This window comes from Eubacterium sp. SB2 (genome assembly GCF_001244405.1).
GTDB classification, from domain to species: domain Bacteria; phylum Bacillota; class Clostridia; order Lachnospirales; family Lachnospiraceae; genus Faecalicatena; species Faecalicatena contortus_B.
Genome location: NZ_LN865153.1, coordinates 1,626,675 through 1,652,068, shown reverse-complemented (window position 1 = coordinate 1,652,068; position 25,394 = coordinate 1,626,675). Strand labels below are relative to the sequence as shown.

Annotated in this window: 21 protein-coding genes, 1 tRNA gene and 1 pseudogene; 3 read left to right on the top strand and 20 right to left on the bottom strand. The window is 41.8% G+C overall.

All coding sequences use genetic code 11. The features are described from left to right. Window positions 1-164: 164 nt before the first annotated feature. From BN1938_RS19715 to infC, 14 genes and pseudogenes are all read right to left on the bottom strand, one after another. Window positions 165-2,099 (bottom strand): GAP1-N1 domain-containing protein, encoded by a 1,935-nt coding sequence (locus BN1938_RS19715; RefSeq protein WP_050642156.1) that lies wholly within the window; start codon window positions 2,097-2,099, stop codon window positions 165-167. Beyond that, window positions 2,089-2,922 (bottom strand): TRAFAC clade GTPase domain-containing protein, encoded by an 834-nt coding sequence (locus tag BN1938_RS19710; protein WP_050642155.1) that lies wholly within the window; start codon window positions 2,920-2,922, stop codon window positions 2,089-2,091. The genes BN1938_RS19715 and BN1938_RS19710 overlap by 11 nt, the downstream gene beginning before the upstream one ends. Continuing rightward, the gene (locus BN1938_RS19705) at window positions 2,919-3,899 is read right to left on the bottom strand and encodes a TRAFAC clade GTPase domain-containing protein (RefSeq protein WP_050642154.1); all 981 of its coding nucleotides are present in this window, start codon (window positions 3,897-3,899) and stop codon (window positions 2,919-2,921) included. The genes BN1938_RS19710 and BN1938_RS19705 overlap by 4 nt, the downstream gene beginning before the upstream one ends. 16 nt (window positions 3,900-3,915) lie before the next feature. After that, complete coding sequence (locus tag BN1938_RS19700; protein ID WP_050642153.1) at window positions 3,916-4,977, bottom strand: GTPase-associated system all-helical protein GASH; 1,062 nt, start codon at window positions 4,975-4,977, stop codon at window positions 3,916-3,918. A 20-nt stretch (window positions 4,978-4,997) separates the two neighbouring features. Beyond that, window positions 4,998-6,290 (bottom strand): metallophosphoesterase, encoded by a 1,293-nt coding sequence (locus tag BN1938_RS19695; RefSeq protein WP_050642152.1) that lies wholly within the window; start codon window positions 6,288-6,290, stop codon window positions 4,998-5,000. Between the two features lie 373 nt (window positions 6,291-6,663). Beyond that, a pseudogene (locus tag BN1938_RS19690) lies at window positions 6,664-7,125 on the bottom strand (ATP-binding cassette domain-containing protein); the annotation flags it as partial. Window positions 7,126-7,706: 581 nt separating this feature from the next. Next, on the bottom strand, window positions 7,707-7,898 hold the full coding sequence (locus BN1938_RS19685; RefSeq protein ID WP_050642151.1) for a hypothetical protein: 192 nt from the start codon (window positions 7,896-7,898) through the stop codon (window positions 7,707-7,709). A gap of 12 nt (window positions 7,899-7,910) precedes the next feature. Beyond that, window positions 7,911-8,153 carry a type II toxin-antitoxin system RelE family toxin gene (locus BN1938_RS19680; protein WP_187376328.1) on the bottom strand — a complete coding sequence of 81 codons (243 nt, stop codon included), beginning with the start codon at window positions 8,151-8,153 and terminating at the stop codon, window positions 7,911-7,913. Window positions 8,154-8,561: 408 nt separating this feature from the next. Beyond that, a tRNA-Leu gene (locus BN1938_RS19670) sits at window positions 8,562-8,646 on the bottom strand. Window positions 8,647-8,816: 170 nt separating this feature from the next. Next, on the bottom strand, window positions 8,817-10,202 hold the full coding sequence (locus BN1938_RS19665; protein ID WP_050642769.1) for a TrpB-like pyridoxal phosphate-dependent enzyme: 1,386 nt from the start codon (window positions 10,200-10,202) through the stop codon (window positions 8,817-8,819). Window positions 10,203-11,179: 977 nt separating this feature from the next. After that, the gene (locus BN1938_RS19660) at window positions 11,180-12,202 is read right to left on the bottom strand and encodes a DUF2804 domain-containing protein (protein WP_050642149.1); all 1,023 of its coding nucleotides are present in this window, start codon (window positions 12,200-12,202) and stop codon (window positions 11,180-11,182) included. An 88-nt stretch (window positions 12,203-12,290) separates the two neighbouring features. Continuing rightward, window positions 12,291-12,647 carry a 50S ribosomal protein L20 gene (rplT, locus tag BN1938_RS19655; protein ID WP_025657355.1) on the bottom strand — a complete coding sequence of 119 codons (357 nt, stop codon included), beginning with the start codon at window positions 12,645-12,647 and terminating at the stop codon, window positions 12,291-12,293. Between the two features lie 31 nt (window positions 12,648-12,678). Further along, window positions 12,679-12,876, bottom strand: a complete 198-nt coding sequence (gene rpmI, locus BN1938_RS19650; RefSeq protein ID WP_009004123.1) for a 50S ribosomal protein L35 — start codon at window positions 12,874-12,876, stop codon at window positions 12,679-12,681. Window positions 12,877-12,937: 61 nt separating this feature from the next. Next, window positions 12,938-13,432, bottom strand: a complete 495-nt coding sequence (gene infC, locus BN1938_RS19645; RefSeq protein WP_025657354.1) for a translation initiation factor IF-3 — start codon at window positions 13,430-13,432, stop codon at window positions 12,938-12,940. A gap of 342 nt (window positions 13,433-13,774) precedes the next feature. Between infC and BN1938_RS19640 the strand changes: the two genes are divergently transcribed. Together BN1938_RS19640 and BN1938_RS19635 are read left to right on the top strand one after the other, a co-directional pair. Beyond that, window positions 13,775-15,121 (top strand): sodium-dependent transporter, encoded by a 1,347-nt coding sequence (locus BN1938_RS19640; RefSeq protein ID WP_050642148.1) that lies wholly within the window; start codon window positions 13,775-13,777, stop codon window positions 15,119-15,121. Window positions 15,122-15,209: 88 nt separating this feature from the next. Continuing rightward, the gene (locus BN1938_RS19635; RefSeq protein WP_050642147.1) at window positions 15,210-16,568 is read left to right on the top strand and encodes a sodium-dependent transporter; all 1,359 of its coding nucleotides are present in this window, start codon (window positions 15,210-15,212) and stop codon (window positions 16,566-16,568) included. A gap of 396 nt (window positions 16,569-16,964) precedes the next feature. Here BN1938_RS19635 and BN1938_RS19625 read toward each other — a convergent pair whose 3' ends face one another. Both BN1938_RS19625 and BN1938_RS19620 read right to left on the bottom strand, forming a co-directional pair. Next, window positions 16,965-17,828 (bottom strand): DegV family protein, encoded by an 864-nt coding sequence (locus BN1938_RS19625; protein ID WP_050642145.1) that lies wholly within the window; start codon window positions 17,826-17,828, stop codon window positions 16,965-16,967. An 18-nt stretch (window positions 17,829-17,846) separates the two neighbouring features. Beyond that, a complete protein-coding gene (locus BN1938_RS19620; RefSeq protein ID WP_330377736.1) occupies window positions 17,847-19,265 on the bottom strand; it encodes an MATE family efflux transporter in 1,419 nt (472 codons plus the stop codon). A 250-nt stretch (window positions 19,266-19,515) separates the two neighbouring features. On the opposite strand from BN1938_RS19620, the gene BN1938_RS19615 reads away from it, so the two are divergent. Then, entirely contained in the window at window positions 19,516-20,412 is an 897-nt protein-coding gene (locus BN1938_RS19615) for a type II CAAX endopeptidase family protein (RefSeq protein ID WP_050642144.1), read from the top strand. A gap of 82 nt (window positions 20,413-20,494) precedes the next feature. Here BN1938_RS19615 and BN1938_RS19610 read toward each other — a convergent pair whose 3' ends face one another. The 4 genes from BN1938_RS19610 to nrdD all read right to left on the bottom strand — a co-directional run bounded on the left by BN1938_RS19610 (window position 20,495) and on the right by nrdD (window position 25,236). Continuing rightward, window positions 20,495-21,862, bottom strand: a complete 1,368-nt coding sequence (locus tag BN1938_RS19610) for a spore germination protein (RefSeq protein ID WP_050642143.1) — start codon at window positions 21,860-21,862, stop codon at window positions 20,495-20,497. 157 nt (window positions 21,863-22,019) lie between these two features. Continuing rightward, the gene (locus BN1938_RS19605; protein ID WP_050642142.1) at window positions 22,020-22,541 is read right to left on the bottom strand and encodes a dCTP deaminase/dUTPase family protein; all 522 of its coding nucleotides are present in this window, start codon (window positions 22,539-22,541) and stop codon (window positions 22,020-22,022) included. Between the two features lie 81 nt (window positions 22,542-22,622). Further along, window positions 22,623-23,114 carry an anaerobic ribonucleoside-triphosphate reductase activating protein gene (nrdG, locus tag BN1938_RS19600; protein WP_050642141.1) on the bottom strand — a complete coding sequence of 164 codons (492 nt, stop codon included), beginning with the start codon at window positions 23,112-23,114 and terminating at the stop codon, window positions 22,623-22,625. A gap of 1 nt (window position 23,115) precedes the next feature. Beyond that, window positions 23,116-25,236, bottom strand: coding sequence for an anaerobic ribonucleoside-triphosphate reductase (gene nrdD, locus BN1938_RS19595; RefSeq protein ID WP_050642140.1), 2,121 nt, complete (start codon window positions 25,234-25,236; stop codon window positions 23,116-23,118). Between the last annotated feature and the right edge of the window lie 158 nt (window positions 25,237-25,394).

Below are 25,394 nucleotides of genomic sequence, written 5' to 3'. Positions count from 1 at the left end.
TATCATTACCCTACTACCTGTTTTTTAATACAGTAACCTTACATCCTATATACTTCCATAGAGGATTGCCGTGATTAAAGATTATTAATAAATTGGATTGCCCTTTAAGGGAGAGCAAAACTCTTATTTTTAAAATTACCATATAATTTGTATCTCAATTTATATTATAGGAGATGCACTGGTAATTTATCAACTTTTGAATCTTTAATTTGATAGCCTTTTTTCTTAAATCCTTTTCTTAACCTTTTACATTTATCCCAATTATTGTAGTATGCCACTTGTGGTAATAACTTCTCCAATTTTTCCCATTTTTCTTCTGGAAATGATTGTGTTGCAAGTAAACTATTAACAATGGAAAAAGAATATTCTGCTATATCTACAGGCAATAAATATTCTCCTGTAATACAGATTGGAATGAAAAAGCTGGCTAATGTCTCTTCTTCTCCCTGACTGCATTTTTGGCTTTTAACTGTCGAGAACAATATCTTATAATCCTCATTACTTAACTGTTGAATTGATAAATCGTAAGAGTCAACAATATCTATTAAAAATAATAATGTTGCCCTATCATTTAAATTATTCTTTATTTTTTGAACCCCGCCAATTACATCTTTTTTTACTATATTCTTAATCCCGTTGGCTTTGTCCCCTGATCTATTAAGTAAAAGGTACTCCCAAAATGATTTAAAGCAATGTTTACCATATACTTTATATAATTCAGATGAAAGATCATATTTACTTGTATGCAGAATACCCTCTATAATTCTGTTAATAGTGCTTTCCGTTTTAAAAGATTTGTCTAGACATCCTATAATTCCTTGCTGATATCCTTTACTTTGATTCCAAAGTCTAGGACATGTAGCATAGTTAGAATTTAAAGTAACAAGTGCGCTACAACCAGCATATTCTAAATCAGTAAAATCAACAAATTTATCCTCTGGTATGATTTTAGAATATATATTTAAAACCTCTTCAACCACAGGATTTTCATCTAGCTTTATTATTTTTTTAAACAGTCTTTTAGCTCCAAAGTAGTCAGTACCAAATCCCTTATTTAACATTGCACTAAAATCAAATAAAGATGTATCTAACCATTGATTATTTAATAAGAATTCTATCGTTTCAATATATTCTTCTTTTCCCATCCAGTTGGTAAAATATCCCTGTTTATGTAATTTCAATATTTCATCGCAAATACCTTTTTTATCCTGAAAAATTGCAGTTGCCATTTTCAACAGGTTATTTAAATTTAATTTTCCGCAATCTGCCTTTGAACCAACATATAACTTTACAAATGCCGAAAAGTAATCGACCTGCTTATATTTTGAAGAAAAACCTGCTCTAAATTTTTTAAAATCTTTCATATTATCAAAAAACATATATTCTAATACCTTATTCACCCACATTGGATAATTTTTTATTATCTTTCTATCCTTCGCCTCAAATGCCTTATCACCGATAGATAACCTACTCCGTGAAATTTTATAGGGAGATATCTGTAACTGTAATATCTGATTATCATAACTTCTTAATGATATAGATCCTGTACAAAATGAAAAATTCAAGCCTAATAGATCATTTTGAGTCAAAAATAAATATACTATTTCATTTTCATACTCAGCTGAATCATTATTAAAAATGATAATTGGTTTTTTATTCCCCCATATACACCAAATAATATACTTCAATTGTTCATCATTTATATTTAATTCTTTATCAAAATGCATTACTAATGGTTTTTCATAATAAGTAAACTTCTCATATACAGATGGTCTTTTAAATAATGAAAAAATATCACCTATTTTATTATATTTTTGAAAAGCTGTATTATCAAATATAAGTGAATGAGTCCAGACACAACCCGGTCTACTCATCTCATCAGCATACCATGTGCAAGCTATAACTATCTTGTTATTCTCTAAACTATAACCCGTATAATATTTTTCGAATCCGGTAACAAATTCATTTCCTGATAAATCACTCAAAATGGTCATTTTTTTTGCATCGTTATCATTCATTTTTTCTGAAGAGGAAATTAACCTATGTCCATTTGAATAGCCATGCAATGTTTGATTTATATAGAGATTTTCAATTGTCATACGATTCACCTGACATTTCTGCAATTATTGATGTAATATCATGAGAATTTATATTTTCTTCATTAACAACCTTAATTCTATTTACCTGATCTTCTATATTAATTAACTTCTCGTAATCTTCAATTTTCCCCCCTAATGCACTTACTCCCCAAATATTGACTTCAAATTTATTAGTATTAGCTTCCATATATTGCCATAACATATTCATATGTTGTTTTAAGAACTCCTTAGGATTCATTGTCTCATCAGCACCAAGTAAATCCCATGCAGAAAATATAATTCCTAACTTGATTTTTTTATGCTTAATTTCCGATATTGCTTGTAATAAATCAATAATCTGCACTTGTGTTGGATCATGTTGACTAGGCTTTCTTTCCTTTATTTCTTCATGTTTATTACGCAAATGTTCAGGTATCTCAGATATAAATTGTAGTGGATATATATTAACAATATTAATAAAATACAATATGGCATCTGATTTACTTATTAGATCATGCAATTCTTGAGACATTTCTCGCAACTCATATATATTTTGAAATGTTTCCCCTGACAAATCTGGAAATTCTAACTTTAAAATATTATTATTATTATCTGCTAACGAAACAGATAGTTTAGGGACTTCTTGTCCTATAACTGTTCTCTCTAGCTGTTCTACATCCAACCATTTCTCTTCTAACCGATAAAGATATTGTACATCTCCAATCATTTTATTTAATGTTAGCATGGTCGGAACCTCTTTCTGATTAATACTATACCATAATGCAGCTAAATAAGTACTTTTACCTGCATTAGGAGCCCCCATAATAAAAAAATTCTTATTCATTCTTTAACTCCCAAAAATTTATTATATAATTTATCAAACTCAGACAATTCCACTAATTCCACTTTTTTTCTAACAGATTTAGAATTTCGATTTTTAATCCAACTATACATCAAATCCTGAAGTCCATAACCTACTGCAAACGAATCTGTAACTTCTGGCATTGCAGCAATATTAAAATATTCAATATTGATAAACAATCCATCCAAACGCTTTTCTATTTGCTTTTTAACCTTACTTATGACTTGTTCTACATCAGTAATTTGACTCAACAAATCGTATTTACTAAAAACAATCTGTAAGATGCACTCTTCGTTAATCAGACCAGCATCACAAAATGTCCTTATCAGTTCAATTATACCTGACACTGTACTCTGTATTTTTCGTTTATTTTGTAAACGTTTCCCATCTAACACCCCAATAATGTAATTAGCTCTATCCATATAATAAAAATCTTTTTTAACATCATTTATCCGACCAATATGCGCTTCAAAAACTTCACCTGATAAATCTGCAAACATAAAATTATGTATCATATCTCTCTCACTTTGCCAAACCCTTAAATGTAAGAAAGGGTTATCTGATTCTAAATTAGTACGCAGTGTTGCTGGTGAATCTCTTTGTGATTTTGTTCTAGTATAAAAAGACCTTTGTTCATATCCTTGTAGTGTCGTGGAACCAGCAAAATACATGTTTCCAATTGGAGTATTCTGAAACAACTGATAAATACTGGTCTCAATGGTTGTTTTACCACTCCCAGCCGGTCCTACAAAAACAACTACTTTTGTGTTCTCTTTAGCAGCAATCTTGTATACTTCTTTACAATTTAATGTTTCGCCTGAACATATTTGATAACTGTTGTTTTCAATTGTAATTTCTGTATCATCTGTTTCCTCTTGTTCATTACTCTCAACATCAATATCATCATTTAAGATTTCATCAATATCATGTTGTTTCTCATCTATACTTACATCGCTCATATTATTTCCCCATGTTTTAGTAATTACTGGTCATACATTCTAAATATACTAATCTTGTCCATTTAGATAATTCAACTTTTACTTCATCCGGATTAATTTTCCATGCTTTTTTGTAAAATGGAACCCATGCTTTTTTCTCGTCAACCCCTAACGAACATTTTAAAGCAGCTAAAATTGGTAGATTCCTTATGTCACAATTATCACCATAACGTTTAATTATTTCTTCCTTTAAAGCTATTTCCTGACTATCTATTAAATCCGTTAAGGAGATTAATGTCTCCCCTCCTTCACTTTTTTTACATTTTCCCAACATCTTAGTTAAAAACGCTTCAGCAGCATAAGGTCCTGGATAAACTTTTACCAAATCAGCCAATTCTACTCCCAATACTATTGCGGCATCAATATCAAAAATCTCTGAAAGGGGACCTCCTATAATATCGCTCCATTCTCCCATTATCCAACTAAGTATTTGTGTTTTTTCCTGACAGCGCTCATTTTCTTCCTGCAATGCTTCATTTTTTGAATATACAATTTCCAAATTATTTTGTAATAATTTAATTATATCAATTAAGACAACAGCAGCCGTTTCAGAAAGTTGTCCATCGTCTGTCAATTCAGTCTCCCATTCTGGATCAAGTTTTTTAATTTTTTTCTGTTCAAAATTATTACCATTAAATTCCTTTGACATTTCAGCTATTTTTGCATCTGCTAAATCCAATAACTCTTTTAATTTACTTTCATAATATGGTGCCAATACTTGTAAAGCAAAAGCTATAAATACGGCATTATCCTCTTGTAGCAAGTGTGCCAATACACTTCCTACTAATATAGAAATTTCTTCGTCATTATCTTCATCAAATCCTTTGTCTATATTACTAAAGAACTCTGTGAATTCAGTTTTTGTCTCTATATTAGAAGGTATCTTATAATATAATTTAATTAAGTCAGATACTAATTCTTCATTTCGGTAATAATCGACAGCAACCTTAATTCCTTCCCATCTGTCCTCAATTTGTTTTGTCGGTGTATCTAAACTTATCATTTTATACCACTTATAAAACATTTTTTCTAAATCCATAATAACTCCCTCCAATTTGTTTACTTAGAAACAGCTTTTTTTATCATTTCAGATAGTGTTTTTAAACATCCTTTATCCTCTGCATCAGATAATATTTCTTCAATAACCTCTGCATATCTTTTCCCTTGATATTCTTCTTTAAGTAACCCCACGGTTGATAAAATTTCTTGTTGCTGAATATATGATAGTTCGAAGAAGTAATAAATTATATCTTTCTCTACCCCCACCTTTATTGGTTTATCTGCCAAAACATTTACTTTTTTTTCGTCTACTCGTTTTTCAGAATCTGATAAATTCTTCCGCCTCTTTTCATCGATATTTAAATCATACTGAAAATATTTTTTACCCGAATCACAATTTTCATAATCTGCTATAAATCTGTCTCTATCAGGCGAAAGAATTCTTGGGAATACCTTAACTTTTATGTATCTATCGTTTTCCTTTTTATAGCACTTAAAGCTAATCCAATTATATCTTGGTACCCAATCTTTTCCCCTTGATGGTTGTGTTGCACCAGAACTAACGACAAGTCTTTCTGAATTTATGTTAACACTTTGTTCGTGTTTATGACCATATAACTGGATATCAAAACGTTTGTCCAATCTATTCTGCATATCCTTTAAAAATTTCCAGAATTCAACTGGATGATGACAAAGGGATACCCATACTGTGTCTTCTTCATATAATGGAATTTGGCTTTGCCCTACAACCATTTTTCTGATTTCATTTTCAACTTTATGATCCTCATGATTAGATATGATACAAGAATTCATTCCACGTATTTTCAATTTCATATTGTAATCTAGTTGAAAACTTGCTGTCCAAAACGTATTTCTTGAGTTTATATTACAACCGAATGGTGCACTAAAGTCATTATACTCCTCCATTGTTCTAAACAATAAGTTCGGACTTGCCATATCCTGCATATGTTTGTCTAAAAACCAATCTGCATCATCAATTGATTTTGCTTCTTCAATCGCATGCTGTGCACTATATATACTAATGCTATCTTTTACCATTTGTTGATTCACATCATGATTTCCAGGAACACAATAAATACTTTTTTCATCAATATCCAAACAATTAACTAATGACTTCAGAAATTTTTTAGCATTCACATACTCTTCCTTTTGTCCGGCAAAAGCAATATCTCCACCAATTAAAATTCCTTTAACATCTTTTAACTGTTCTTTTGCATTGTATCTAACGTCAGTCAGCACAGCGTTTCTTAAATCATTGTCAATATCTGTGCTATTTCCACTAGTCTTACGAAAATGAATATCTGACAAGTGAATAAATGATATTTCCTCCATATTTATTACCTCAACTAATATTTTATGTAATTATAACATATTTCTAATATGGATACTATCTTAAATCTTGTAGTGTTCTCTATGCATTTCATCAATATATCTAGTTTTCAACTATTCATTTCCCTAAGTCTAGACCTTTGATTTTGATAAAGTAATCTAATAATTGATTCATAGAACTCCAACTTTATCTTTGTATAGCTATATCTGAAATAAAAAAACTGGTATTAAGATTCTTTTATCCCATACCAGATATCCAAATTGCTCACTTACGTCATACACATATTTTCATATCATCTGTGTATACCGTTCCCATATTCCATCCTTTATCACTCTATGCACAAGATACACAGCCAAAACCCCTGCCCCAGTTTACATCGAGAACCAACAACTTCGGGCGATTAAGCAGCGCCAATGCAATGCCCAGCCTTTGCTTCATTCCCAGAGAAAAATCGGATGTCTTTTTATTTTCAGCATCCAGTAAGTCCATTTTCCGCAAGACTTCTTCGCATTTATTTTCCCCAATCCCCAGAAGAGTTGCCCGCACTTTTAGGTTTTCGAATGCCGTTAAATTTTCATACAGCGGCGGGGATTCGATTAATGAACCTATATTCATCAAATCTTTTCTGGTCCACGGATGATGCTCGAATAAAATTTCACCTGAAGTCGGTCTGATGATTCCTGTAATCATTTTTAATAATGTGGATTTACCAGCACCGTTAGGTCCTAATAATCCGTATACTGTATTTTTTCTTACAGACATAGACAGGTCTTTCACCGCATAGGTATTTTTAAACTTTTTAGAGACTTGTTTTGTCCTTATTACGTACTCCTGCATCTTAACATCCTCCATCTCATCTCTGTCAACCGGTTTGTAACTTGTTTGTTCCATAGTTATACCTCCCTTTTGATTCCCGCAGCCACCGATCAGTGCCGCCATGCATACATGGATATTAGGCGGGTAGCGCGGCGGACAAAAACCCACGGCTTACGGCGGGTTTCTGACTTGATACTGCTATGGTAACAGCTAATTTTCAAGATTTTATAAAGATAGCCTCTGTTTCTTCCGAAGCTGTGAGAACGAAAAAAACGATATCTCCTGCGAAGCAGTCAAATTCAGCAGTGACAGAAAGTGTAATCAAGTGTAATCAAAATATCCTGGTTTTTATGCAAAATAAAATAGCCAAAAGCCCTAATAAACAAAGACTTTCAGCTATTCACCTTTAATGAGGATGATGGGACTTGAACCCACACGAACGCATTGCTCACAAGATCCTTAGTCCCATGTTTCCTGTACATGTTATTCCAACAGTTGCTCGTTGATGACATTGTTGATGTATAGACATACCACTGAATAAACCTTCCTGCCACTCTGTATAGTCAAACGGTTCTCTAATCATGATATATATCACACCCTTGTCAATTCCAATCAATCTCGTCATAGGATACGGTGCCTTGTTCGGCAATACTATTATTTGCCCGTTGAATTGCTTCGACTTCATCGGGCATCGGCTTATCCGCCGGTACGAATCTTACCAGTACACGAAAAATCGTCTCCATATCTTCCTCATCTATTAAGTCAATCAAGCCTTTTAGCATCTCTTTGCTCATAATCATCACCTCTTATATTCTTTTATATACTTGTCCTCTGGGCAGCACATCTTTAATAATTATTGTATCCTCTTCAACGGAAAATAGTACTCTTAAATCCCCAATTCTTAAGCGATAGTCATGTACGAATCCCTGAAGCTTTTTCACATCTCCGGCAGGCAGTTTATCAATCGCTTGTTTAATTCTGGTTTTGGAAGGCTTATCCATTTTACTGATATGTTTTGCTGCGTCCTTTTCAAATATAATTTTCAACATATCACCTCCATTTTGTCAGACATTTCTTTGATCACATTATATCGCATTGCCGACTGAAATTCAATAAAAGTACAGGGCAGTTTCATTTAGTACTCTGTCCTTTTATTTATACGTTCCCTTCAAGAAATATGGGTATAGTCCCTATTTCAATTATAATCCCACATTTCAGAAATAAGGATTTCAAAGCCTTTATCTTGCGACCAAGCGCATTAGGAGCTTTGGGAAGTTCCTTTACTAATTGTTCCTTAAGTATACGCCTATTAACACGATACAGTAATCTCCCATTTATGTGAATTATCCACTTAAGCAAAGGTTGATGTCAAACCAAATAAAAAGAGCTTCCCCCTCTACCAGGAAAGCTTTCTGTAAATAACAAAAAGCCCTGCATCTGCAAGGCTTTCCATGTACTGCGGAAGATGGGACTTGAACCCACACGAGCGCATTGCTCACAAGATCCTTAGTCTTGCTCGTCTGCCAGTTCCGACACTTCCGCATTTTGTAGTGCTGTATCTCAACCGCGCTACGAATGATATCTTACTATTTATTTCCGCAAATGTCAACAGATTTTTGTAAATTTTTTGTATAATTTTGAAAATTTGTTAACGTAATCCCTCCAACCCCTGTATTTACGGGACTTGGAGGGATTACTGAGTTAAAATCTTTTTATGCCATATTTCCCTCAAATTTGGGAATTCCATCAAACCCTGTCTGGAGATCTTCATCCGTAGGAATATAATCGGTCATTTCATTGTTATGGAATTTTTCATATGCAAGCATATCAAAATATCCGGTTCCAGTCAGTCCGAACAGAATGGTCTTCTCTTCTCCCGTCTCCTTGCACTTCATTGCTTCGTCAATAGCAACCTTGATTGCATGGCTGCTCTCCGGTGCAGGAAGGATGCCCTCTACCCGTGCGAACTGCTCTGCGGCCTCGAATACGGATGTCTGCTCAACAGAACGCGCCTCCATGTATCCGTCGTGGTACAGCTGTGACAGAGTGGAGCTCATTCCATGATATCTCAGGCCTCCTGCGTGGTTCGCAGATGGAATGAAGCCGCTTCCCAGAGTATACATCTTAGCCAGGGGGCAAACCATGCCTGTATCGCAGAAATCATATGCAAATACGCCACGGGTCAGGCTTGGGCAGGATGCCGGCTCAACAGCGATAAACTGATAATCAGCCTCTCCCCTGAGTTTCTCTCCCATAAACGGTGAGATCAGACCTCCCAGATTGGAACCGCCTCCGGCACATCCGATGATAACATCCGGTTTGATTCCATATTTGTCCATAGCAATCTTCGCTTCCACACCGATGATGGACTGATGGAGCAGTACCTGATTCAATACGCTTCCCAGCACATATCTGTATCCTTCCGAATGTGTTGCCACTTCCACAGCCTCGGAAATCGCGCATCCCAGGCTTCCTGAAGTGCCCGGATGCTCGGCCAGGATCTTCCTTCCGACCTCCGTTGTCTCGGATGGAGACGGTGTTACACTTGCCCCATATGTCCGCATCACTTCTCTTCTAAACGGCTTCTGTTCGTATGAACATTTTACCATGTATACTTTACAATCCAGATCCAGATAGGAGCAAGCCATAGAGAGGGCTGTTCCCCACTGGCCTGCGCCTGTTTCTGTTGTCACACCTTTGAGGCCCTGATCCTTTGCATAAAAGGCCTGCGCAATCGCAGAATTCAGTTTATGGCTTCCACTTGTATTATTTCCCTCGAACTTATAGTAAATCTTCGCCGGAGTCTGCAGCTTCTCCTCCAGGCAGTATGCCCTGACAAGTGGAGCCGGGCGGTACATCTTATAAAAATCCCGTATTTTCTCCGGAATCTCAATATAACGGTTGTCATTATCAAGTTCCTGTTTCACCAGTTCTTCACAGAATACAACCCCCAGTTCTTCAGCGGTCATAGGCTTTAAAGTCCCCGGATTCAGAAGCGGGGCCGGCTTATTCTTCATATCGGCCCTGACATTGTACCACTCCTTCGGCATCTCGCTCTCTTCCAGATAAATCTTGTAGGGAATTTTGTTTTCACTCATTTTATAAATCTCCTTTCTTCTTTTAGGGATAAGCCTTTTTATCTGCACAAAAAATACTCCTATCCCTCACAATAAATTATTGCAGGGACAAGAGTATGAATCATCAAAACTCCTGCGGTGCCACCCAGCTTGATGCGGCGAACGCATCCTCTCATGCATACTAACATATGCTGACTTTGTTAACGGAGTACTCTCTCCGGCTCACCTACTGTAACTTTCAGTTCGCCCTCAGAAGCCCATTCCCATCTGTCTTGTCCTGCCGCAATCCCACCGCCTGCAGCTCTCTGTGTGGTAAGTACAAAAGGTACTTGCTCTTCCTCATAGGTTTGATAAATACTTTACTACGGGAACTTTCAAATGTCAATACTTTTTTTTAAATCGGGATTTAGTCGGCTAGCTTTAGCCTAGTCGACGGATGGGGACGCTTCATGACAGGGAGGCCGGACCAGGGCAGCGGATGTGGATTGGCTATGCGTGTCTTTTCATCTTCCAGATATGTATGAACTGGAAGCCGTATCACCTTACTTATATACACCTACTGGGGACATAAAAAAACAGCCAATTCTATATCCATACGCTGCCCCCGTTTGAGGCCCCTCCTTAGAAACGAGCTTTTTCCTGCCGGTCGGATGCACCAGCTCCATGAAGGGATAGCTGAAAACCTCCCGGAGAACATCCATGTCCTTTCAAAAACGCTCAAAGCGAACCTTAGAAATTCTTGGTGGGAAACAGCCCTGAAAATGGAGAGATTTTTGGATTCCGAATCCAAAAATCAGCTGACCCAGCGCGAGAAATCATCGGATTTCTCGTGATGTGTCAGTGGTGCTCCATTTTCAGGGCTGTTTCCCGCCTAGAATTTCTTAGGTCCGCGGCCGCGTTTTTGAAAGGACATGGATGTTCTCCGGGAGGTTTTCGGCTATCCCTTTATGGAGCGTCCCCATCCGCGCCGAAACTAAAGCTCGTCGCTAAATCCCGATTTAGTAGCGATTATGCACATCTTCCGCAAAGCACATAAAGTCTTTTAATTCGATAAACATCCCGTTATCCAGTACAGCCCTGCCGCTCATCTTTCCAAAGACCTGATGCTGGTCAGAGGCAATTACCAACGCTGATATTTTGGCCGCCCGATCCAATACCGGCTCGAAGTCCATCTCAAACCTGCCATCGCTGGATGTAAAACGCCAGGGCTTCATGTAATCGTCCTTTGGAATGTGAAATGTTACATCATCCAGCTTATGACATACGCCGTCATAGAACAGCATATTTTCCGTTGCTGCAGACGTGTCGCCGAATCCATAACCTATATTAAAACCAAAGGGCCTTCCTCCCACGGTTCCGTTTCCTGACCCCCAGTACCAGCGGTTGTCATAGGTCCATACGCCGCGTCCCCAGTCCAGGGTTCCGTAATCCGTCTCCGGGCTGAACCAGTAGGTGGTTCCGTCAAACGTCACGGATCCTTCGGCACGCATACAGTTTATTTTCTGGTTGTAATAAAAGGCCGTCTTTTTGTTCTTCCAGGGCGTGGCGATAACCATTGTGTCCATCGGTGGCTGGGAAAGTGTTATCTCACAGTATAAGGGCTTTCCGTCCCAGAAGTCCTTGAAATCACAGATAATCGTCCGCTTTCCGGGTTCCACGCAGAATTCCATCTTCAGACGTTTATCTTTGTAACGGATATTTCCTTCTGACGAAGTGGATGGCATCTTCATCTTCCCCATGGGAAATTTATTTAGAATTGTCTCCGTGTGTTCCCATCCTCCTTTAAAATTCAGAAGAGAGACTGACTGAAGGCCTATATACCCATCGTCCGATAGCGTAAATGCCACTGCGAAGTCCTGGTTCAGCACCAAATAATAATCCCATTCTTTGATCCGAAGCCTGGACGCTCTAATCTGGTTTCGGTTATATTCCTGGATAAGCTGCCTGGACCATCCTGGTTCCCTCAGGCTTCCGTCTTCATTTAATAAAGGCTGCTTTGTTGTAACTTCATGATTTCTCATACAAACATCTCCTGTCCATCCAAATCCCACATAGAAAATGAAAAAAGCCCGAGTCCCTAGGGGGTTCGGGCTTCATAGTATTATTTTACTATGCAATCTTTGCTTTTGCAACCTCTGCCAGTGTAGCGAAACCTTCTTTGTCGCTTACTGCCAGTTCAGCCAGCATCTTTCTATTCATATCCACTTCAGCCAGTTTCAGTCCATGCATGAACTTGCTGTATGATAATCCATTCATTCTTGCTGCAGCATTGATACGAGCGATCCATAACTGTCTCATCTGACGTTTGCGCTGTTTTCTTCCTGCATAAGATGATGTAAGCGCTCTCATTACAGACTGTTTTGCAACTCTGTACTGTTTGGAACGTGCTCCTCTGTATCCTTTTGCTAACTTTAAGGTTCTGTTATGTTTTTTTCTAGCGTTCATACCGCCTTTAACTCTTGCCATTTCTTAATCCTCCTTCATCAACTTCCAAATCTTACAGATATGGTAATACTTTCTTCATGTTTTTTACATTTGTAGCATCTGTGATAGCCGGGTGTCTGAGATTTCTTTTTCTCTTTGTAGACTTCTTTGTTAAGATATGGCTCTTATATGCTTTATTTCTTTTCAGTTTCCCTGTACCTGTTACTTTGAAGCGCTTTGCTGCCGCTCTATTCGTTTTGATTTTTGGCATGATGTATTTCCTCCTTCATTGTGCGTTTACTGAGTGTATAAACACCCGTAATAATATATTTTTAACGTTTTTCAGTTAAAACTATGCTCATGCTTCTTCCTTCAAGTTTTGCAGGTTTCTCAATAACCGCAATATCTGAAAGCATCCGTGCAAAATCGTCCAGAACATGTCTGCTCTGCTGTATATGAGCCATCTCTCTTCCACGGAAACGCAGTGTCACTTTGACTTTGTTACCTTTTGCGATAAACTTCTTTGCATTGTTAACCTTTGTATTCAGGTCATTCGTATCGATATTAGGTGACAGACGCACTTCCTTTAACTCAACAGTCTTCTGCTTTTTCTTAGCTTCCTTGTCTTTTTGTGTCTGCTCGTATTTAAATTTGCCATAATCAATAATCTTGCAGACCGGCGGTTTCGCCATCGGTGCAATCTTCACCAAATCAAGTTCCGCATCCATGGCCATCTTCAGGGCCTCTCTGGATGACATAATTCCTAACTGTTCCCCATCCTCACTAACCAGACGAACTTCTTTGTCTCTGATCTGCTCATTAATCATTAAATCGCTAATTGTTGTATACCTCCATCAAATGAATTTCCTTCAGGTTCTTCCGCGAAAGCAAACCGTTTCATAGGATCTGATTTCCTATAAAATTAAAAAAACGAGTGAACATCTCCACCCGCATATTGACATACACAGCCAATGACCGTGTAAATGTTTCAATATCAAACCAATAGTCACCCGATTGTGCTATGGTGAGAGTGGATACTCTACTTTATTTTTTGCCTCACGCAGGTTATAATCTATCACATTTTCAGGTGAATGTCAATAGATTTCCTCTTAATTTTTCCGATAAACTATGTTATAATATTGCTACTTTTACAGAAAAGAGGAATAACTATGAGTAGTTTACAGCAAAATGGGGCAAAGAGCAAGCCGTCAGAAGACAAATTCAAAAATAAATGGGGATTTATCATTGCCTGTATCGGGAGTTCCGTCGGCATGGCCAATATCTGGCTCTTTCCCTATCGAATCGGAGAATTCGGCGGATTTGCATTTTTAATTCCTTATATCCTGTTTGTTGTGCTGATCGGCCTGACCGGCGTGATTGGTGAGATGGCTTTCGGGCGCGCAATGCAGTCCGGGCCGTTGGGCGCTTTCAAAAAAGGATTCGCGCAGAGAAATGCACCGGGTCTTGGAAGCCTGGTGGGGCTGATTCCAGTCATCGGCTCCCTTGGGATTGCCATTGGATACAGTGTTGTCATCGGATGGATCCTGCGTTTTCTTTTCTCTTCTATAACAGGGGACATTCTGGGTTCCCGGGAACCGGGAGAGGTCTTCGGAGCGCTGGCGCAGGATTTCGGGAGTATACCCTGGCATTTTCTGGGGCTTTTGATTGTCCTGGTCTGTATGTCCTTTGGCATCTCACACGGAATCGAAAAAATCAATAAGGTCATGATGCCTGCATTTTTTATACTGTTTATCTTTCTGGCAGTACGCGTTGCCATGCTGCCAGGATCCTTTTCGGGGTATGCTTATTTATTCAAACCGGACTGGGGAGCCATGGCCAATCCAAAGACCTGGGTTTTTGCAATGGGACAGGCATTCTTCTCCCTTTCCCTTGCAGGCAGCGGCACGGTTGTATACGGAAGCTACCTGAAAAAGGACGTGGACATCATCAGCTGTGCAAAAAATGTGGCTGTCTTTGATACGCTGGCCGCGCTTCTGGCCGGAATCGTTATTATCCCGGCAGTTTTCGCTTACGGCATGTCTCCCGATTCCGGTCCCGGGCTTCTGTTTGTTACGATCCCGGCGGTCATCAGGAGCCTTCCTTTCGGCCGCCTGTTTGCCGTGGTATTCTTTTTTGCGGTGCTCTGTGCAGGGGTTACCTCCCTGATGAACCTTCTGGAAAGCCCCGTGGAAGCTCTGCAGAGCCGTTTTGGACTTTCCCGTGTAAAGTCGATTGCCATCATCGGAGTGATTACACTCGGCATCGGTATCTTTGTAGAAGGTGACCTGCTCAGCATCTGGATGGATACCATATCGATCTATGTTATTCCGCTCGGCGCCCTCCTGGCAGGAATCACGATGTTCTGGGTCTGCCGCAGAGGTTTTGCCCGGGAATCCGTTCAGACGGGCAGAAAGAAAATGGTCGGCAAATGGTTCGAGCCCATGACCAAATACGTATTCTGCGGTGTTGCCGTTCTTGTATATATTCTTGGAATTTTTTACGGTGGAATTGGTTAATTTCACTTGTCAACAGCCGGGCTTCATGTCATAATATAGCCATTAGTGTCTAATATTACGGGTCAAAATGAGGAGGTTTTTTTATCAAATGAACGAAAACAGAAGTAATTTCACCAGTAAAATCGGCTTTATTCTGGCTGCCGCCGGTTCTGCTGTAGGTCTCGGAAACATATGGCGTTTCCCATATCTCGTAGCCAAATATGGCGGAGGAACATTTTTATTATGCTATATTATCCTAGCCATAACTTTCGGTTTTACCCTTATGGTTGCCGAAATTGCCCTCGGCCGCAAGACAGGCCTGAGTGCAATCGGAGCTTTTAAAAAGCTTGATAAACGCTTTGGATTTCTCGGAGTCCTGGCCGCTGTGGTACCGATCATCATACTACCCTACTATTCCGTTATCGGCGGATGGGTGATCAAGTATTTTGCTACGTTTGTAACAGGGGGAACAAAAGCAGCCGCAGGAGATGACTATTTCACCACATTTATCGGCGGAGTCAGGAGCCCCATACTATGGTTTGCATTATTCGTTGTTTTCACGGCGGTTGTAGTGATTTTAGGTGTTGAAAAGGGAATTGAAACTGTCAGTAAGTTCCTGATGCCGGTACTCGTAGTCCTCACCATCGGGATCTCTATCTACGTTTTAACAATGGACGGAGCCATAGAAGGCCTCAAATATTACATCATGCCCCACATGTCCGACTTTTCGGTCAAGACGTTGCTTGCGGCCATGGGGCAGCTCTTCTATTCCATGTCACTGGCAATGGGCATTATGATTACTTATGGATCTTATATGAAAAAGTCTACCAGCCTGGAAGGCTCCGTGCGGCAGATTGAAATATTCGATACCGGTATTGCATTCTTTGCCGGGCTCATGATCGTTCCTGCCGTATTTATCTTCTCCGGCGGGGACCAGTCCGCCCTCAGCGCAGGCCCAGGGCTGATGTTCATTACACTGCCCAAAGTATTTGCGAGCATGCCAATGGGAGGATTTGTAGGAACCGTATTCTTTATACTGGTATTCTTTGCCGCAGTAACCTCAGCCATTTCCTTGATGGAAACAATCGTCTCCATCCTGATGGACCGGTTCAAATGGAAAAGAAAATTCACTTGTATCATCGTAGTAATCTACGTACTGCTGATGGGAATCCCTTCCTCCCTCGGATTCGGAGTCTGGGATTTCATCCAGCCAATCGGAATGTCCATACTGGACTTCTGGGACTTTATGAGTAACAGCGTCCTAATGCCGATCGTAGCGCTCTTCACCTGTATCTTTGTTGGTTTTTTCATCAAACCCAAAACCATCATCGAAGAGGCGTCCGCAGAAGGCGCAGCCTTTAAGAGTAAAAAACTTTTTACAATCATGATAAAATGGATCGCGCCTATCTTACTGGTGCTTATCCTGATCAGCTCCGTAATGAATGCCTTAGGGATTATGAGTCTCTAGGGGAGGGAGATCCAGAAGGGGCGCTAAGTGAAAGAAGGGCATGGGGGACGGCGGGGGTATGTATGCCGTTTCAGTTGGCGGCCGTTTGTGAAGAAGCCGTAAGAGAAAAAACAGGGAACATGGAGGTACTTGCCGCAGTTGGCCCGAATGCCGATGCATTCGCGCCGCCGGCGGCAACAGAATTTGTTTTGGTAAAACAAATTCTGCCCTCCATGTTCCCTGTTTTTTCTCTAACGGCTTCTAACACGCACTTTGAGCCATCTGATACGGCATACATACCCCCGCCGTCCCCCATGCCCGTCTTTCACTTAGCTGGGCGCATCCTGCCGGAAGACAGACCATTCCCTAGAGGGTGGGCATAGGCAGGCGTCCCCATACCAGCCACACCCCCTCACACTACCGCTCTTCCCCCATGTAGAAGATGGCTACGACTCCAGGTCCTGTATGGCTTCCAATTACGGTTCCGATGTTGTTGATCAGGACTTCCTTGGCCCCAAGTTTTTCTTTGGCCAGTTCCGCCACGTATTCTGCTTCTTCGATGCAGTCTCCGTGTGTGACCATGACAATGTCGTTGTCCCAGCCCTTTGCTCTCTCTGCGGCCATTTCAACGATCTTGTTCAGTGAACGCTTGCGGCCCCGCTCTTTTGCGATTACCTGCAGCTTGCCTTCGTTGTCTACGTGGATGATCGGCTTGATCTTGACCATGGTGCCTACGATTGCCGTGGCTTTTGATACGCGTCCGCCTTTGTGCAGATGATGCAGGTCGTCTACGGTTACGTTGTGGCAGATATGCAGCTTGTTCTCTTCTACCCACCGTGCGATCTCATCGATGCTTCTGCCTGCATCTTTCTGCTGCAGCACTTTGTAGAGGAGAAGGCCTTCTCCCAGACATGCGCAGAGCGTGTCTATGATGATGACCTTGGCTTCCGGATACTTTTCGGCCAGCTCTTCCCCTGCAATCCTCATGCTGTTGTATGTGCCGCTGAGGCCTGATGAAAATCCCAGGTGGAGTATGTCTTTTCCTTCTTTTAAATATGGCTCCAGGGCTGCCTTGGCCTCATCCGGATTCACCTGGGAGGTCACGGACATATGCCCTTCTCTCAACTTTGCAAAAAATTCTTTGCCGGTGAGACCATACATATCTGTATAGGTTTCGCCGTCGATTGTATATTTTAAAGGAACAACCGGTACATTCCTCTCTTCTACCCATTCCCTTGGCAAGTCTACCGTACTGTTAACTGTAACTATAAATTCTCTCATATCCTTCCCTCCTGTAATTTAAGCTTTTCCTATCATATCATTTTTTTCGTCAGAACGCAAAATCTTTTTGGCCGTAAGGAAAAAGAGAAGCACTGAAACAGCCACGGAAGTAAAATCAGCTATCGGCTCGGCTCTGTAGATTCCCATGACTCCCATGAACTTCGGAAGGATAATAGCAAGTGGTATCAGCAGAATCACCTTACGCAAAAGTGCAATGATCAGCGAGACTTTTGCCTGGCCCAGCGCCAGGAATGTGGTCTGGCATGCCATCTGGATTCCAAACACCGTGATTCCCAGGAAATATACCGGCATTACCTTACAGGTCAGCGCGATCAATTCCTGATTGCTTGTAAACAGTCTGGCATATATTGCCGGCTTTATGACGGCAAGTCCGGCCAATACAACCGTGGCAGTCAAACATATCACAACCATACGTGCAAAAGCACCTCTTACCCTTTCCAGTTTGCCGGCGCCGTAATTATAGCTCATGATCGGCTGTACTCCCTGGGCCGCGCCCTGCACGGGAATTACGATCAGCTGCATGATGCTCGACATAATGGACATGGTGCCCACGTACAGATCTCCTCCATATTTCTGAAGCCCGGAATTCAGGGTAATCATAACCAGGCTCTCCGTGCTCTGCATGATAAAAGGAGATACGCCGAGCGCCGCTATGCTCCCCACTGTTTTCGCATTCAGGCGGATATACTTTCTGCGGATACGGATGACACTTTTCTTTGAAGTCAGAAACCATATCACCCAGAGGGCGCTTACCGCCTGGGAAATGATCGTCGCCAGCGCCGCGCCCCGTACGCCCATTCCTGCTGCAAAGATCAGGATAGGATCCAGCACGATGTTAATCACGGCCCCAATCAGCACGGAAAACATGGCGATCCTGGCGTTCCCCTGTCCGCTAATAAACGTATTAAGCCCCACGGCGAACTGTACAAATATGGTTCCGATCAAATAAATACTTATGTACTGTTCCGCATAGACTATGGTTGTATCGCTGGCGCCAAATGCATATAGTATGGGAGTCTTGAATATCAAGAATCCGACTGTCAGAATCACCGAAAAAATCAGCAGCAATCCTACGCAATTACCCAGAATCTTTTCGGCACCTTCGTAATTTTTCTTTCCCAGCTGTATGGATGCCAGCGGTGCGCCGCCCATGCCTGCAAATGCACTGAAGGCCGCGATCACCATTAGAATCGGAAAGGTTACCCCCACTCCTGTCAGCGCCATGTCGCCGTAACCATGAATATGCCCTATATAAATACGGTCTACGATATTGTAGAGTACATTGATAATCTGGGCTGCCACTGCCGGAACCGCCATCTCGGCGATCAATTTTCCAAGCGGCGCACTGCCCAGTCTCTCATCCTTTCCCGGATTTCCCGCACTGTCTGCTTTTTCAATTTCCCTGTTCTCTTCCAACTAAAACTACCTCTTTTCTTCACTTAATTTTCTATATAACCCTGCCCCTTCAAACCGGCTTTATAGGGCCAGGCCGATTCCGGTTGTGAAGCTGTGCTGTAAACCGGAACAATGAATATAGTATAACACACTAACATTCCGGATTCTATATGGAACTTCTTATTTACCTGTGATATACTGAAATCTAAAACAACAGTCTTTTTTATACCCGAAGGGGTATGTGTTACGGGATGCCCTTTGGGTATACAGTATGAATCATTTTAAGATTTGCTTTAAAAGGAGGTCGATTCTAATTAAAAACATACTCAAAAAGGCCGGTTACTTTCTTATGGCGCTGCTTCCGCTGGCAGCTGCATTCGCAATCCAGATCTTAGCCAGTCTGATCTGCTCCTTATTCCAAGCTCTTTATATGTGTTTATTTTCTTCAGGGGGTTTTGACATATACGCGTTTGGTAACATCTTACTCGATTCCGGTTTTAATACTAAAATTATGTTCTTATACAGCGCGGTGACCATCCTGCTTCTAGGAACCTGGTATCGCATCGCAGCGGTTCCCAAAGGGATGCGGAAGCGCCGGCCGGGACAGATTTTCAACGCCAGGATGCTGCTGGCGTGTTTCATCCTGATGGTTTCCATGCAGTACATTGCTTCATATCTGATTATTGTGGTGGCTAATTTCCGGCCTGACTGGTACGAAAGCTATAACCAGCTGTTTGAGAGCGCCGGCATGAACGATATGACGGTGCTTCTGACCGTCTACGCTGTAATTCTTGCGCCTGTCTGTGAAGAACTGATTTTCCGTGGATTGATGCTTCATTTTTTCCGGAAGGCACTCCCTTTCTGGGCCGCCAATTTGTTACAGGCAGTTCTCTTTGGCGTCTATCATATGAATCTGATACAGGGGATTTATGCATTTTTAATAGGAATTATTTTGGGATGCATTTTAAAATTAGGGAGAAGCATCTATCCTGCTATTCTGTTTCATATCCTGTTCAATCTATTCGGCAGCTATCTGAACTTTTTAGTTGTTTACACAAGCAGCCCCCTTCTCTTTATTATGGTGGCAGCTGCGGCGGTTCTTCTGACAGCCGCCGGGCTGCGCCTGTATAAAAAGGGAGCTGATATGAGAGAGACAGCGCAAAGATGATAAAACGGCATGCCCTGTCCTTCCCATATTGCTTTGGGAAGAACAGGGCATTGATTTTCAGGATGCTTTACCGCTGATTCTGCTACTGAAGTTTTATATTTAGATAGTTTCTTCCGGATAACGTCTTATTAAATGCCAGGAAGCATACGATCAGAATGCATCCGATCACAAATCCAACGGCGTTGAAGCAGGCAGTCAGTATCAGCAGTAAAAGCCGCATGAATTTTAGTGCATACCCCAGTTCAAAGTTGGGCTGCGTATAGTTTGCTACCGCAACAAAGGCCATATAGAGCATCACCTCCGAATTAAACCAGCCAGACTTTACCGAGAATTCTCCCATGACAAGACCCGCTATTACACTGAGCGGCGTGCTGAGCATACTCGGCGTATTCAGGGCCGCAAGCCGCAAGCCGTCAATCGATAGTTCCAGTATCAATAGCTGGAATATTAACGGAATGTTGACCGTATCTTTTACCGCAACAAACGCAAACACATCCGGCAGCCAGTTCGGGTTCTGCATAAACAACAGAAAAACAGGAGTCAGAAACACCGTGAGTATGGTGATCAGCGCCCGGGATATTTTGAGGTAAACCCCCGTAAGCGTAGGAAAATAGTAATCATTTGCCTCCTCTATCATATCAAATATAGAAGTGGGCAGTATCATCGCGGAAGGCGAATTGTCCACCAGTATTACAACCTTTCCCTCCAGCAGGCACGCTGCTGCTGTATCCGGCCGCTCCGTAAACTTGAATTTTGGAAATGGATTGAACCATTTTCGCTTAAACATGGCATCTGCCAGGCTCTGCGTGTTCATCCTCAAATCGTCCAGCTCTAGGTTCTTGATTCTCTCCTGTACATTCTTAAGCAGTTCCTGATCCACACGGTCAGACATGTAACAGAGCGATATATCTGTTCTGCTTGTCTGACCGGCCTCCACCATCTCCATAATCAGGTGCGGATCGCGGATACGCCTGCGCATCAGGGCTGTATTGAACACGATTGTCTCTACAAATCCGTCCCTTGAACCTCTGAGGGACTTATCCTTCTCCGGTTCCTCAACGCTTCTGGCCGGATAAGTGCGGCAGTCGATTGCAATGCACACCTCATATCCGTCAATGAACAGGCACGTAACCCCTGACAAAATGTTCCGCAATACCTGGTCAAAGTCTCCAATGATGTCAACCTCCACATATGGGATGCATTGCTGGGCAAATGAGGTAGCATCCTCAGGCATAGCATCTGCTTGAAGACCGAAAAACGATGTCATGATCTTCAGCATGGTCTCATCCTTGGTAAATCCGTCTATAAAATAAAAGCTTGCCTTTTTTCCGCCGATAAGCATATCCCGCTGAATCACATCAAAGCTTTCCTGAACCGGCAGAACCTGATTCATATATTCTATATTTTCCTGGAAGGAGCTACTGACTTTTTTCGTATTTTTCTCAATCATGGAATCTCTACCCTTTCTCTTTTACTGTCCTTTGGAAACAGATAATCTCTATGGTTAGAATCCCCGGTTCTTCCTGAATTATGCAATCGATTAAAAAGAGCACGTCCTATGAAATGGTCTCCCATCATAAAACGTGCTCTTGATATCTGCTTTTTTATCAAAGACTTTGCTTTGTTGTACTTCCAAAACCCCCGTTCCTGGTCTCTGTGACATCATCGTCGACAGTAATGCCGTATTCGATGAAGATCCCCTGCATGAAGCCTTCACCTCTGCCTATATCGACAACTTTTTCTTCCTTCGTATCATTCGTTATCTTTGAAAAAATATGTCCTTCATTATCAGAGTAGAAGTAATCGCTGTCTATAATTCCTACCGTATTATTCAATTGCAGCCTATATTTGAAACCCAGGCCGCTTCTCGGATAACACTTGAGAACCCAGGAGTTCTCCATCTCTGCACGGATACCAGTAGGAACCTTGATCGTCTGTCCCGGCTCCAGCACCAGGCGGACAGGGGCATAAAAATCATAGCCCGCAGAACCTGCTGTCGCTCTTCTTGGCAGCTTGATTCCGTCATATATTTCCTGGATATCTGCTTCGTCTTCCAGTCCGAATGTATCGATCCAGTCTTTTTTAAACTGCTCCAGGCTCACTTTATGAAACTTGGCAATTCTCTGCATGTTCTTTCTCCTTTGTTAACCTTAATCTGCTGCTCTGCCGCAGCCCCCGCCGCTGCATATGTATTGCGCGGCGCCCTTTGGTTATGAGTCGTGCAGCACAATCTGCTGCTTTTTCAGGCTTTCCTGAACGTCAATCACTTTCTGGTTTGCACTGCCCTTCCAGTGCAGCTGCGTGTCCTTTTGGTCGATTTCAAACTTTCCATCTACGATAACATCCAGATATTGCATTACAGGCAGGTTTTTGACCTCTTCCCATTCAAAACCGGTATAAAGCCACTGGGTTTTGTCCGGAAATCTTGCACGGATTTCTTTTGCTAGCGCTGTAATACATTCCCTGCTGGCTGGAAACAGCGGATCTCCGCCGCTGTATGTAATACCGCTGATATAATCTTTTTCCAGCTGTTCAAATAATTCCTGCTTTGCTTCTTCTTCAAAGGGGAGCCCGCCGTCCGGGTCCCATGTAACAGGATTGTGGCATTCCCTGCATCCGTGTGTGCAGCCCGCTGTCCACAGGACGACCCGCAGTCCATCACCGTTAAGCATATCATCTTTTGTAATATTGTGATACTGCATGTTACATACTTTTCCTTTCCGCAATCTCCGCCATCTTGGCATCATTAAGTCTTGTGTCGCCTTTCACTCTGGAGTATGATAAATAACCGTTCATCCGGTCTATCTTGGTCAGATTCTTACTTCCGCACACCGGGCACACATCCATATCCAGTTCTTCATGGCCGCAGTCATCGCAGTAAGATAAGGACAGATTGACGCCCTCGTAGTATCCTTTTGCCATCGCTCTTCTGACCAGCGCCTTCACTGCTTCCGTATTGTAGCTGATGGGATACTTCACATACTGAATCTTACCGCCGTTGCTCAGATTCCAGAAGCGTCCCTCCAGATCCTGCTTCTCAATCGGAGTGATCTCTTCGCTGACATGGCAGTGGAAGCTGTTGCTTACATATTCCCTGTCAGAAACATTTTCAATAATTCCGTATTTTTTACGGAACTGCTGTACCTGCACCCCACAGAGATTCTCTGCCGGCGTTCCGTAAATGGCGTACAGATGCCCGTCTTCTTTTTTGAATTCATTGACCTTATCATTAATGTAATTTAATGTTTCCAGCGCAAATGCACCGTCTTCTGCAAGAGACTTCTTGTTATGGATCTGCTGCAGTTCATTCAGGGCAGTTATGCCAAATGATGCGGTGGCAGATTTTAACAGTGGCTTTATCTTATCATACAGTCCCAGATGTCCGCCATAGAAGCCGCCTTCACAGTATGCGAGCGGATTCGTGGACGCCTTCATCTCTCCCAGATAAGCGTAAGTCCTCTGATGAAGCCTTCTGATCAGGTTCATATAATAATCCAGCACATCATGGAAGGTTCTGCTCTCTTGCTGTGCCTTTGCATAAATCATCGGCAGATGCAGGCTGATGGCTCCGATATTGAACCGTCCCACAAACACCGGTGAATCGTTCTCATCGGCCGGTTCCATTCCTCCTCTTTCATACCAGGGTGACAGAAATGCGCGGCAGCCCATCGGGCTGATGATCTTGCCATATTTTTTATAGATACTTGGAACATATCCCTCGCCTGTCAGGCTGAGCCAATCGGGATACATCGTCTTTCTGGAACATTCAATCCCCGCTTCAAAAACATCCTCCAGCGGTTTTCCCGGCCCGTGCAGGTTCTCATCGTATAGAAATACAATCTTCGGGAACAGCACTGGCTTTTTATGCCCCTCTTTTCCCTGCCCTTTCCGGCGGACTTCCAGCATCTTCTTTGTGGCAAGTTTCCCGTATTCGCTGGTTCGTGTACCCGCGCTCACGGTGATGAACGGGTAGTCCCCCCTGCTTGAGGATACGGAATTAAACTTATATTCCCATCCCTGGAAACCTTGCTCCATCTCTTTTTCAAGATCCTTCCAGGCAACTTCCTGCACTTTATCCTCAGGAAGCCCCAGATTTCTATACTTTTCAATCAGTTTATTGTGTGATTTTTCCGCGTAGGGCTCCAGGATCTCGTCCACACTCGGCACTGTGAAACCGCCGTACTGCTGGCTTGCGGCGCTGAGCACGATGTCTCCGATCACATCAAAAGCCGTATCCAGTGTCTTTGGCTCATTGTACCAGAGATTTCCCATCTCAAACCCGCCGTTTAACACGCTCTTCACGTCAAAGAGGCAGCAGTTCATGGTGTCTCTTCTGGCAGACATATCATGTATGTAGATGTATCCTTCCCTGATCGCCTGTATCTCCTCAACGGTCAGGAAAAACTTCTTATATAACTCCTTATTCAGCTCGTTGAAAATCAGGCTTCTTTTTGTGGAAACAAGGGCGCTGTCTGTATTGCTGTTCTCTTTGTCTCCAATGTACATAATGGACTGGCTCTTTTTATAAACCTCGTCCAGCATCTGTACAAAATCCTGCTTATAATTCCGGTAATCCCTGTAGCTCTTCGCAACGACCGGATTCACTTTCTCCAGCGCTCCCTCCACTACATTGTGCATCTCAGCGATCGGGATGTCCGTTATAGCCATGGACTGTACCTTTTCTTCCACAAAGCGGCAGATATAATCCAGTTCTTCATCCGTAAACTTGATGAGTGCGCGGTAGGCCGATTTGTTCACCGCAACAACCACTTTATGCACGTTAAAATCTTCTTTTGTTCCGTCCTTTTTTACTACATGCATCATGCTGTCTTCTTCCTTTCCTGTTGTCATTTATTCTATATTTAGTATTCACTGCGCAATTCACAAACTATATCCTGTGCCGTACAAACAATACTACCACCATACAGCCTGCATCGTCAATACAAAATCTTTCACAAAAAAGGAGGAGCATAACGAATGAA

Coding starts and splice junctions, on each gene's coding strand:
- BN1938_RS19625 (WP_050642145.1), bottom strand. CDS start 17,828: ATGAGAGAATTTATAGTTACAGTTAACAGTACGGTAGACTTGCCAAGG.
- nrdD (WP_050642140.1), bottom strand. CDS start 25,236: ATGATGCATGTAGTAAAAAAGGACGGAACAAAAGAAGATTTTAACGTG.
- BN1938_RS19610 (WP_050642143.1), bottom strand. CDS start 21,862: ATGATTGAGAAAAATACGAAAAAAGTCAGTAGCTCCTTCCAGGAAAAT.
- BN1938_RS19705 (WP_050642154.1), bottom strand. CDS start 3,899: ATGAGCGATGTAAGTATAGATGAGAAACAACATGATATTGATGAAATC.
- rpmI (WP_009004123.1), bottom strand. CDS start 12,876: ATGCCAAAAATCAAAACGAATAGAGCGGCAGCAAAGCGCTTCAAAGTA.
- infC (WP_025657354.1), bottom strand. CDS start 13,432: ATGATTAATGAGCAGATCAGAGACAAAGAAGTTCGTCTGGTTAGTGAG.
- BN1938_RS19695 (WP_050642152.1), bottom strand. CDS start 6,290: ATGGAGGAAATATCATTTATTCACTTGTCAGATATTCATTTTCGTAAG.
- BN1938_RS19700 (WP_050642153.1), bottom strand. CDS start 4,977: ATGGATTTAGAAAAAATGTTTTATAAGTGGTATAAAATGATAAGTTTA.
- rplT (WP_025657355.1), bottom strand. CDS start 12,647: ATGGCAAGAGTTAAAGGCGGTATGAACGCTAGAAAAAAACATAACAGA.
- BN1938_RS19640 (WP_050642148.1), top strand. CDS start 13,775: ATGAGTAGTTTACAGCAAAATGGGGCAAAGAGCAAGCCGTCAGAAGAC.
- BN1938_RS19660 (WP_050642149.1), bottom strand. CDS start 12,202: ATGAGAAATCATGAAGTTACAACAAAGCAGCCTTTATTAAATGAAGAC.
- BN1938_RS19615 (WP_050642144.1), top strand. CDS start 19,516: ATGAATCATTTTAAGATTTGCTTTAAAAGGAGGTCGATTCTAATTAAA.
- BN1938_RS19680 (WP_187376328.1), bottom strand. CDS start 8,153: ATGTTGAAAATTATATTTGAAAAGGACGCAGCAAAACATATCAGTAAA.
- nrdG (WP_050642141.1), bottom strand. CDS start 23,114: ATGCAGTATCACAATATTACAAAAGATGATATGCTTAACGGTGATGGA.
- BN1938_RS19710 (WP_050642155.1), bottom strand. CDS start 2,922: ATGAATAAGAATTTTTTTATTATGGGGGCTCCTAATGCAGGTAAAAGT.
- BN1938_RS19685 (WP_050642151.1), bottom strand. CDS start 7,898: ATGAGCAAAGAGATGCTAAAAGGCTTGATTGACTTAATAGATGAGGAA.
- BN1938_RS19715 (WP_050642156.1), bottom strand. CDS start 2,099: ATGACAATTGAAAATCTCTATATAAATCAAACATTGCATGGCTATTCA.
- BN1938_RS19665 (WP_050642769.1), bottom strand. CDS start 10,202: ATGAGTGAAAACAAAATTCCCTACAAGATTTATCTGGAAGAGAGCGAG.
- BN1938_RS19605 (WP_050642142.1), bottom strand. CDS start 22,541: ATGCAGAGAATTGCCAAGTTTCATAAAGTGAGCCTGGAGCAGTTTAAA.
- BN1938_RS19635 (WP_050642147.1), top strand. CDS start 15,210: ATGAACGAAAACAGAAGTAATTTCACCAGTAAAATCGGCTTTATTCTG.